Here is an 8,840-nt window from a genome sequence, read left to right on the forward strand (position 1 = left end):
AAAGAAAAAGGAGCGGGAGAATATGCCCAACCAGAAAATTTTGATCGTGGACGATGACCAGAACATCTGCGAGCTGCTGCGTTTGTATCTGGCCAAGGAAGGCTACGAGACCCTGATCGCCCACGACGGCGAAAAGGCCCTGGAGCTGTTTGAACAGAACAAGCCCAACATGGTGCTTCTGGATGTGATGATGCCCCGGATGGACGGCTGGGAGGTCTGCCGCCGCATCCGCGCCCAGGGCAACACCCCCATCATTATGCTCACCGCCAAGGGCGAGACCTTCGACAAGGTGCTGGGCCTGGAGCTGGGCGCCGATGACTATGTGGTCAAGCCCTTTGATTCCAAAGAGGTGGTGGCCCGCATCAAGGCGGTGCTGCGCCGCTGCAATCCGGAGGAATCCGGCAAGGAGGGCGTGATCCAGTTCGAGAACCTCTCGCTGGACATGAGCCGCTACGAGCTGAAGGTGAAGGGCAAGGTGGTGGAGGCTCCCCCCAAGGAGCTGGAGCTGCTGGCCTATCTGGCCGGTCATCCCAACCGGGTGTTCACCCGGGACCAGCTGCTGGACGAGGTGTGGGGCTTCGAGTATTACGGCGACTCCCGTACCATCGATGTGCACATCAAGCGCCTGCGGGAAAAGCTGGAGGGCGCCAGCGAGCAGTGGAGCCTGAAGACCGTCTGGGGCGTGGGCTACAAGTTTGAAGCAAAGGATTGATCGCGCGTGAGAAAAAGCATCAGTTCCATGTATTTCAGCACCACCGCCATTCTGCTCATCGTGAGCACGGCGGTGATGGGCCTGATCCAGATGTATCTGGTGATGGGCTATTTCCAGGAGGACAAGCGCACCACCCTGAACGATGTGGTGCAGGTCACCGCCATGCAGGTGCAGGAGGATTCCCCCCTGCGCCGCCTGCTGGAGGATGAGAGTGCCCGCATCAGCGTGCAGGACCAGATGAAGCTGATCGGCCGCACCAGCAGCACCAACCTGCTGCTCACCGATGCCTCCGGTCAGGTGATGCTGTATACCCAGAACGAGGCCGAGCCGCTGGTGGGCAGCTGCGTGAGCGGGGATATCCTGCGCCAGGCCCAGGAGGAGGACGGCTTCTTTGAGACCGGCACCCTGGGCGGGCTGTACGGCGGCAAATACTACACCGTGGGCCGGGTCATGCGGGACGACACCGGCGCGGCCAGCGGCTATGTGTTCGCCTCGGCCAGCGCGGCCAGCCTGAATGTGTTCGTGAGCGACATGTTCTCCATCTTTGTGCTCAGCGCCGGTTTGCTGCTGCTGGCGGCAAGCCTGCTGGCCATCTTTGTGACCAACCGGCTCACCACCCCGCTGCGGCGCATCAGCGAGGCCGCCCGCAAGTTCGGCAGCGGCGATTTCAGCGTGCGCGTTCCGGTGGACGGCAACGACGAGGTGGCCCAGCTGGCGGTGACCTTCAACAACATGGCCCGCAATCTGGAGACCATCGACTCCTCCCGGGCCAGCTTCATGGGCAACATCGCCCACGAGCTGCGCACCCCCATGACCAGCATCAAGGGCTTCATCGACGGCATGCTGGACGGCACCATCCCCGACGATATGCGCCAGCACTATCTGGGCCTGGTGAGCCAGGAGGTGGGAAGGCTGACTCGGCTGATCCAGAACATGCTGGACATCTCCAAGCTGGAGGCGGGCGAGTACCGGGTGAACGCCCAGAGCTACGACATCTGGGAGAGCGTCACCGGCGTGGTGTTCAGGAGATCCAGGGCCTGGCCCCCACCCGCACGCTGGTTTACGCCGACCAGGACCTGGTGTATCAGGTGCTCTATAACATTCTGGATAACGCCCTCAAGTTCACCCCCGAGGGCGGCTACATCCGCTTCTCAGTGAAAAAGAGCGGCGGCATGGTCACGGTGTCCATCCGAAACTCCGGTCAGGGCATTGGAGCGGACGCGCTGCCCTTCGTGTTCGAGCGTTTCTATAAAGAGGACAAGAGCCGGGGCCTCAACGCCCGGGGCAGCGGCCTGGGGCTGCACATCTGCAAGATCCTGGTGGGCCTGTCCGGCGGCAAGATCTGGGCCGAGAGCGAGGAGGGCCAGTGGTGCCAGTTCAGCTTCACCCTGCCCTGCGACCCGCCCCCGGAGCAGCGGCGCAAACAGCCCGGGAAAAAGTGAAAAACACCCAGCGCGGTTTTCGGCCAATGGCCCGGAAAGCCGGTGTGGCACAAGAAAACAACGGTTCTGCCTTAGGATTTTGGCGCACAAAATGTTCAAAAGGGCGGGCAAGCCACCAAGGCTTGCTCCGCCCCTTTTCGCACTTTCTGCATCCAAAATCCTGGGGCAGAACTGCGAAGCACCGGAAAAGGCCCGATTTTGATGGGAGTGCAAGGAAAAGCCCTGCAGGCACCCTTGGTGGTTGTCAAAGGGCTTTGACGCTGCAATCCCGCAAAAGCGGCCCTTTTCCGGCGTCGTTTTCTTATGTCACCCCGGCTAAACCGCGCTTTTTGTTCTTTTTGTGCAAAAAACGTGAAAAGGGTTATGGTGGTTTGCTTTTTAGCGGGAAATAGGATAAAATTATACTGTATATCTTTGCGCACGCTCTGACGTTTTACGATTTGTAGAGCGGGCCCGTTGCGCGTGATCCATAAGGAGGACCTTTCCCATGACTCAACTGAGCCCCTCGATCCTGGCGGCGGATTTCGCACGCCTGGGTGAAGAATGCCGTCAGGTGCTGGATGCCGGAGCCGACATGCTGCACTTTGATGTAATGGACGGCTGCTTTGTGCCTAACATCAGCTTCGGCGTGCCGGTGCTGCAAAGCCTGCACAAGGCCCTGCCCGATGCTTTTTACGACGTCCATCTGATGATCCGCCGCCCGCTGGACTATGTGGAGCCCTTTGTGAAGGCCGGCGCCAGCTGCATCACCTTCCACCTGGAGAGCGAGAGCGACCCGGGCGAGACCATCGACGCCATCCATGCGGCAGGCTGCAAGGCGGGCCTGTCCATCAAGCCGGGCACCCCGGCACAAGCGGTTCTGCCTTACCTGGACCGGCTGGAGCTGGTGCTGGTGATGAGCGTGGAGCCGGGCTTCGGCGGCCAGAAGTTCATGCCCAGCGCCCTGGAGAAGCTGAAGACCCTGCGCGCCGCGTGCGATGCCCGGGGCCTGTCGCCCTGGCTGGAGGTGGACGGCGGCGTGGACGCGGTGACCGGCCCTGAGTGCGTGGCCGCGGGCGCCAATCTGCTGGTGGCGGGCAGCGCGGTATTCGGCAAGGCCGACATGGCCGCTGCCGTGCGCGGGCTGAAGAGCCTGTGAGCGGCCCCAATTTTGCAACGAAGGGAGCAGAGCACTTGAAGGAACAACAACTGGCCCGCATCCGGCAGGATAAGGGCGTTCATCGAGATCTGTTTTATATGTGCCTGCCGCTGCTGGCCATGGCCTTTGCCTTTTATGGGCTGCGGGCTGTGCTTTTGTGCGGCACGGCAGTGATCGCCGCCAACCTGAGCGACCGTCTGGTGGCCTGGCTGCGGCGCCGCCCCTATGAAAAGGGCGAGTGGAGCAGCGAGGCCTTTGCCTTCATGCTGGCACTCATTCTGCCCGCCACCGTGAGCTACTATGTGGTGATCGTGGGCGCGGTGGCGGCGGTGCTGCTGGGCAAGGAGGCCTTCGGCGGCTACGGCTGCTACGTATTCCACCCCACGGCCGTGGGCTACGCGGTGGTGGCGGTGAGCTGGCCCGAGCAGGTGTTCCGTTACCCGGAGGTCCAGCTGTTCCAGTCGCTGCCGCTGGGCAGTGTTTCCGGCGTGCAGCTGGTGGATTCCCCCCTGCATGCCTTAAAGACCGGCGGCCTGCCCACACTGGATAATACCGCCCTGTTTCTGGGTAACTACGCGGGCCCCATGGGCGTGACCGCCCTGCTGGTCATTCTGGCCTGCGCGCTGTTTCTGGCCAACCGGCGCAGCCTGCATCTGAGCGTGATGTTTAGCTTCCTGATCACCTGCGCGGTGGTGGCCTTTGTGGCCCCCCGCCTGGGCGATATCCCCGCCTTCAGCATGCCCTGGACCTATGTGGCCGACCGGCTGGCGGTGATGAAGTACGAGCTGTGCAGCGGCGGTTTGCTGTTTGCCGCGGTCTACCTGATGGCGGACCCGGTGATCTGCCCCAGCAACCGGATCTCCCGCATTCTGTACGGTGCGCTCAGCGGCTTCATGGCCATGATGTTCCGCTACTACGGCAACTACGAGACCGGCGTGTGCTTTGCCATTCTGGCAATGAACGCCATCTCCGGCTGGCTGGACCGGGCCGTGCTTCGCATCCTGCACCGAAAGGGGGTTGTGCGCCGTGAACTCTAAGAAGGCGAAATACCTGTCGGAAAACATGGAGCGCATTGCCCGGCGGGACCGGATCTTCCTGAACAACCCGGTCATCATGCAGGGCATGGGCCTTGCACCGCTGGTGGTTGCCGCCACCAACGGCATGAACGCCCTGATGCTCAGCGTGGCGGTGCTGCTGCTGCTGACCCCCACCCGGGTGGTGGCAGCCATGATCTGCCGTACCGGCCGGGGCCAGCTGCGGGCGCTGGTGTACTGCTTCACCAGCTCGATTCTGTACATCGGCGTATACTTTGCGCTGCGGGCCATCTTTGATGTGGAGATCCTGCAGCTGGGCGTTTACCTGCCCATGCTGATCGTGGAGCCGCTGATCATCAAGCGGTACGAGCGGCCCCAGCCCGAGCGGGTGATCACCGCCCTGCGCAAGGGCCTGCGCACCACTGCGGGCTATGTGCTGGTGCTGCTGCTCATTGGCTGCCTGCGGGAGCTTCTGGCCAGCGGTGCCGTGTTCGGCGTGGCCGTTCCCTGGCTGAAGTTCACCCTGCTGCCCATGGCCAGCCTGCCCGCGGGCGGATTCATTCTGCTGGGCGTGGTGTGCGCTGTCTGGCGCGGCCTGGTGCGGGCTTATAAAAAACATGTGCATACGGAGGCGAGACGAGGCGAATGATGGAAGTAGTAAAAGCCTGCAGCACCTTCTTTTTGTATGCTGTAACGGCAATTTTCGCGGAAAACGCGGTATTTGGCCGGGCGATGGGCGTGTCCCGCCTGGTGAAGCTGGTGGAGGACTCCACCGTGGACACCCTCACCTTCGGCGGCCTGCTCTGCCTGATTCAGCTGGTGGCGGCACCCCTCACCTACTGGGTGAACCTGCTGCTCACCCCGCTGAGCTGGCGCAACGCCGTGCGCCCGTTTCTGTTCATTCTGTGCAGCACGGTGGCCTTCTTTGTGGTGCTGGGCGTGCTGCTGCTGGTGCTGAAGGAAAAGGCCCGCCCCATGCTGGCGGTGCTGCCCATGGCTACCTTCAATACCGCGGTGCTGGGCGTGCTGCTCATCGCCGCCACCCAGAACTTTAACCTGTTGCAGACCATGGGCTTTGCACTGGGCAGCGGCGTGGGCTACACCGCCGCCGTGGTGGTGGTGGGCGAGGGCCAGCGCCGCATGCGGCAGGACATGGTCCCCGGCAGCTTCAAGGGTCTGCCCATTACCCTGATCTACATCGGTATCCTGGCGCTGGCCATCTACGGCTTTACCGGGCACCGGATCTCCATTGGATGACACAGCGCGAAGGCGCACAAAGCTCCCACGCGGAAAGGCGGCTTGATTTCGTATGGCAAAGAAAAACCTGGGCAAAGTAAAGCGGTACCGGCGCAGCTTCTATACCGGTCGGCAGCGCGCCGCCCGCATTCTCGGCGGTGCGGCGGCACTGGTAGCCCTGTTCGTGGCGGGCTGGCTGGTGGGCCCCGCGGTGATCAACTTCGGCACCAGCACCTGGTACAGCATTGTGCGGGGCGATTCCGAAAAGACCCCCGCCAGCACTTCGCAGAGCGTTTCCCAGCCCGAGAGCACCGGCGCAGAAAGCCAGGGCCAGGCGGCCAGCGAGCCCCAGCCCACAGCGCAGCCTCAGGCGGAAAACGACATGACCCAGGGCGGCTGGGCCTTCCTGGACCCGGCCAGCCTGACCAGTGCGGACGCGGCGGCTCAGCTGGCCGGTCAGCTGGCCGGTGAGGGCGTGCGTTACGCGGTGGTGCCCCTGAAGGACAGCACCGGCAGTGTGTACTACGCCAGTGCTCTGCCGGCAGCGGCAGCCGGCCTTTCCGCCACCCAGATCGACGGCGCGGCGGTGGCTTCCGCCCTCAAGGCGGAGGGCATTGTGCCGGTGGCGGGCGTGTGCGCCTTCCGGGACCCCCTGGCGGCCAGCGCCAACCGGGAGATGGCGGTGAAGTATCAGGGCAGCGACTACCTGTGGCTGGACGCTGCCCAGGACAAGGGCGGCAAGGCCTGGCTGAATCCTTATTCCAGCGCCGCGGTGGAATACATCGGCGGCATCATCGATGAGGCGAAGGCCATGGGCTTTGAGCAGATCTGGCTTACCGCCGTGCAGCTGCCCACCACCGCGGGCCGCGACAAGGCCAGCTATGGCGACACCGCGGGCGTGACCGAGGCCCAGTGCCTGGCAAACGCTCTGGCGGTATGGCAGGAAAAGGCTACCTGCTGGGTGGAATACCCGCTGAACGTGGCCAGCGGTCAGGAGACCCGCCTCACCGGCGGCGCCATCGATGCGCTGGACATCGAGAACCTGGCCATTGGGGTGAGCGGCGAGCTCACCGAGGAGACCCAGACCCAGCTGGATGCCGCCAAGGCAGCGGCCAAGGGCTGCGAGTATGTGGGCGTGCGCACCGGCGATGTGTTCGCGGTGGAGGCAGGCCAATGAGTCAGCCCTGCTTTTGCCCCGGGGAGCTGCTGCTGCCCGGGGAACCGGTTGCTGTTGAGCGGTGGGCCTGCCCCTCGGCGGGCGCGCTGAGCCGGGAGAGCTGGCAGGAGCTGGAGGCCCGGGGGGAGAATGCCCCCGGCGTGATGCGGCTTCTGGTGCCGGACGCGCTGCTCCAGCGGGTGGAAACCGGGGAGAAACTGGCCGCGGCAAAGGCGGCCATGGAGCGGGCGGGGGACACCCTGACCCGGGCGGTGCAGGGCGTTGTGTATCTGGAACGGACCCTGCCCGACGGCCGGGTGCGCCGGGGCCTGGTGGGTCTGGTGGACCTGGAGCAATACGATTTTGCCCAGGGCAGCCGCACCCCGGTGCGGGCGCCTCAGGCGCTGGCCGCCCGGCAGGTGCTGCCCCGGCTGGACCGCTGGGAGGGCGCGGCGCTGCAGAGCAGCCACATCCTGCTGGCGGCGGACAAAAGCGAGGCGGAGCTGTTTGCTCCGCTGGCGAACATACAGAAGGAAGCACTCCTTTATGAGGGGGAGCTGAGCTACGGCGGCGGCAGCGTGAAGGGCTGGGCGGTGGAGGATACCGCCCGCTTAAATGTGCTGACGGCGCTGTTCGATGCAGAAAAAGCACCCGAAGGCGCGGCGCTGCTGGCTCCGGTGAGCGGAGGGGAGGACCTGGCCGCTGCCCGGGCCTTCTGGGTGCTGCTCCGGGAGGAGCTGGACCAGGCCGGGCGGGAACACCATCCGGCCCGGTTCTGCCTGGCCGAGGTGTGCAGCATCCAAAGCCCCGGTTTGCATCTTGCCCCCGCCCACCGGCTGGTGATGGGGGTGCAGGGCCTGCCGTTGCTGGCGGCCTTCCGCACTTGGTGCGCCGGGCAGGGGGTGCGTCTGGAGGATGAGCCCGCGCCGGAACGCCTTCGGCCGCTGTGCTTTGTGTACGGGGCCTGGCAGCGAAAGGTGTGGCCCACCGGCGGCCGCTGGCCGCTGGCTGCGGCGGTGCTGGAGGCCTTTTTGCAGGACTACCTGCAGGAAAACCCCGCCTGCTTCACCGACCGGATTTCCGATGAAACCGAGCTGCGGGAGCTGGCGGCGGACGGCAACACCGGCATTTTGCTGAGTGAAACAAATGAGGATCTGTTCCGGGGCCTTTGCGGGGGCGAGTTTCTGCCCCTGGGGCTGTTTGCGCCCCTTGAGGCCCGGCAGCAGCGATACGAGCTGGAGTGCAGGCGCATCCGATAAGCGCGCCGCGCCCCGGCTTGTTTCAGACAGAGGCCGCGCCCGGAGAGCGGGTGCGGCGCTGCCTTTTAGGAAAGCGATTTTTGGAGGACTATGAATTTTAGCGAACTGAAACTGACCCGCCCTCTGCTCAAGGCAGTGGAGGAGCAGGGCTACAAGACCCCTTCGCCCATCCAGGCCAAGGCGATCCCGCCGGTGCTGGCGGGCCACGACCTGCTGGGCTGCGCCCAGACCGGTACCGGCAAGACCGCTGCCTTCGCGCTGCCCATTCTGCAGCGGCTGGCGGCCAGCCATCCCTCCCACAAGGGAGTGCGGGCACTGATCCTGACCCCCACCCGGGAGCTGGCCCTGCAGATCGACGAGTGCTTCGCCAATTACGGCCGCTACCTGAACGTGAGCCACTGCGTGGTGTTCGGCGGTGTGGGCCAGCAGCCTCAGGTGAACGCGCTGCGCCGCGGCGCGGATGTGCTCACCGCCTGCCCGGGCCGCCTGAACGACCTGATCGGTCAGGGCCATGTGGACCTGAGCCGGCTGGAGATTTTCGTGCTGGACGAGGCGGACCGGATGCTGGACATGGGCTTCGTGAATGACGTGAAAAAGGTCATCCGCCATCTGCCCGCCCAGCGCCAGAACCTGCTGTTCAGCGCCACCATGCCCAAAGAGATTGAGCAGCTGGCCAACAGCATCCTGAAAAAGCCGGTCACCGTGAAGGTGGACCCGGTGAGCAGCACCGTGGACCGCATCCAGCAGAGCCTTTACTTTGTGAACAAGCCGGACAAAAAGCGGCTGCTGGCCAGACTTCTGGCCGACCCGTCGGTGACCAGCGCGCTGGTGTTCAGCCGCACCAAGCACGGGGCCAACGCCAT

The 8,840-nt window shown here is 64.4% G+C and carries 10 protein-coding genes; all 10 read left to right on the top strand.

Going from position 1 to position 8,840, the window contains the following annotated elements; translation table 11 throughout:
* Positions 1-22 precede the first annotated feature (22 nt).
* Positions 23-712, top strand: coding sequence for a response regulator transcription factor (locus J7G73_RS11670; RefSeq protein ID WP_087293143.1), 690 nt, complete (start codon positions 23-25; stop codon positions 710-712).
* Positions 713-718: 6 nt separating this feature from the next.
* The gene (locus tag J7G73_RS11675) at positions 719-1,870 is read left to right on the top strand and encodes a HAMP domain-containing protein (RefSeq protein ID WP_291246373.1); all 1,152 of its coding nucleotides are present in this window, start codon (positions 719-721) and stop codon (positions 1,868-1,870) included.
* Positions 1,801-2,154, top strand: a complete 354-nt coding sequence (locus J7G73_RS11680; RefSeq protein ID WP_291246374.1) for an ATP-binding protein — start codon at positions 1,801-1,803, stop codon at positions 2,152-2,154. Before J7G73_RS11675 ends, J7G73_RS11680 begins: the two co-directional genes overlap by 70 nt.
* 487 nt (positions 2,155-2,641) lie before the next feature.
* Positions 2,642-3,292: a ribulose-phosphate 3-epimerase gene (gene rpe, locus J7G73_RS11685; protein WP_087293138.1), complete on the top strand. Its 651-nt coding sequence runs from the start codon at positions 2,642-2,644 to the stop codon at positions 3,290-3,292.
* A 35-nt stretch (positions 3,293-3,327) separates the two neighbouring features.
* On the top strand, positions 3,328-4,329 hold the full coding sequence (locus J7G73_RS11690; protein ID WP_291246375.1) for an RnfABCDGE type electron transport complex subunit D: 1,002 nt from the start codon (positions 3,328-3,330) through the stop codon (positions 4,327-4,329).
* On the top strand, positions 4,319-4,975 hold the full coding sequence (locus J7G73_RS11695; RefSeq protein WP_291246376.1) for an Rnf-Nqr domain containing protein: 657 nt from the start codon (positions 4,319-4,321) through the stop codon (positions 4,973-4,975). Before J7G73_RS11690 ends, J7G73_RS11695 begins: the two co-directional genes overlap by 11 nt.
* Positions 4,972-5,583: an Rnf-Nqr domain containing protein gene (locus J7G73_RS11700; RefSeq protein WP_087293134.1), complete on the top strand. Its 612-nt coding sequence runs from the start codon at positions 4,972-4,974 to the stop codon at positions 5,581-5,583. Before J7G73_RS11695 ends, J7G73_RS11700 begins: the two co-directional genes overlap by 4 nt.
* A gap of 52 nt (positions 5,584-5,635) precedes the next feature.
* A complete protein-coding gene (locus J7G73_RS11705; RefSeq protein ID WP_291246377.1) occupies positions 5,636-6,739 on the top strand; it encodes a putative glycoside hydrolase in 1,104 nt (367 codons plus the stop codon).
* Positions 6,736-7,977, top strand: a complete 1,242-nt coding sequence (locus tag J7G73_RS11710) for a DUF1015 family protein (RefSeq protein WP_291246378.1) — start codon at positions 6,736-6,738, stop codon at positions 7,975-7,977. Before J7G73_RS11705 ends, J7G73_RS11710 begins: the two co-directional genes overlap by 4 nt.
* A gap of 90 nt (positions 7,978-8,067) precedes the next feature.
* The coding region (locus J7G73_RS11715) for a DEAD/DEAH box helicase (protein WP_291246379.1) at positions 8,068-8,840 on the top strand (773 nt) is incomplete at its 3' end.

Origin of the sequence: Allofournierella sp. (assembly GCF_017889395.1) — a bacterium.
Classification (GTDB): Bacteria; Bacillota; Clostridia; order Oscillospirales; family Ruminococcaceae; genus Allofournierella.

Bases quoted from the DNA above. Each gene is read 5' to 3' on its own strand.
- J7G73_RS11705 (WP_291246377.1), top strand. From the start codon at position 5,636: ATGGCAAAGAAAAACCTGGGCAAAGTAAAGCGGTACCGGCGCAGCTTC.
- rpe (WP_087293138.1), top strand. From the start codon at position 2,642: ATGACTCAACTGAGCCCCTCGATCCTGGCGGCGGATTTCGCACGCCTG.
- J7G73_RS11700 (WP_087293134.1), top strand. From the start codon at position 4,972: ATGATGGAAGTAGTAAAAGCCTGCAGCACCTTCTTTTTGTATGCTGTA.
- J7G73_RS11670 (WP_087293143.1), top strand. From the start codon at position 23: ATGCCCAACCAGAAAATTTTGATCGTGGACGATGACCAGAACATCTGC.
- J7G73_RS11710 (WP_291246378.1), top strand. From the start codon at position 6,736: ATGAGTCAGCCCTGCTTTTGCCCCGGGGAGCTGCTGCTGCCCGGGGAA.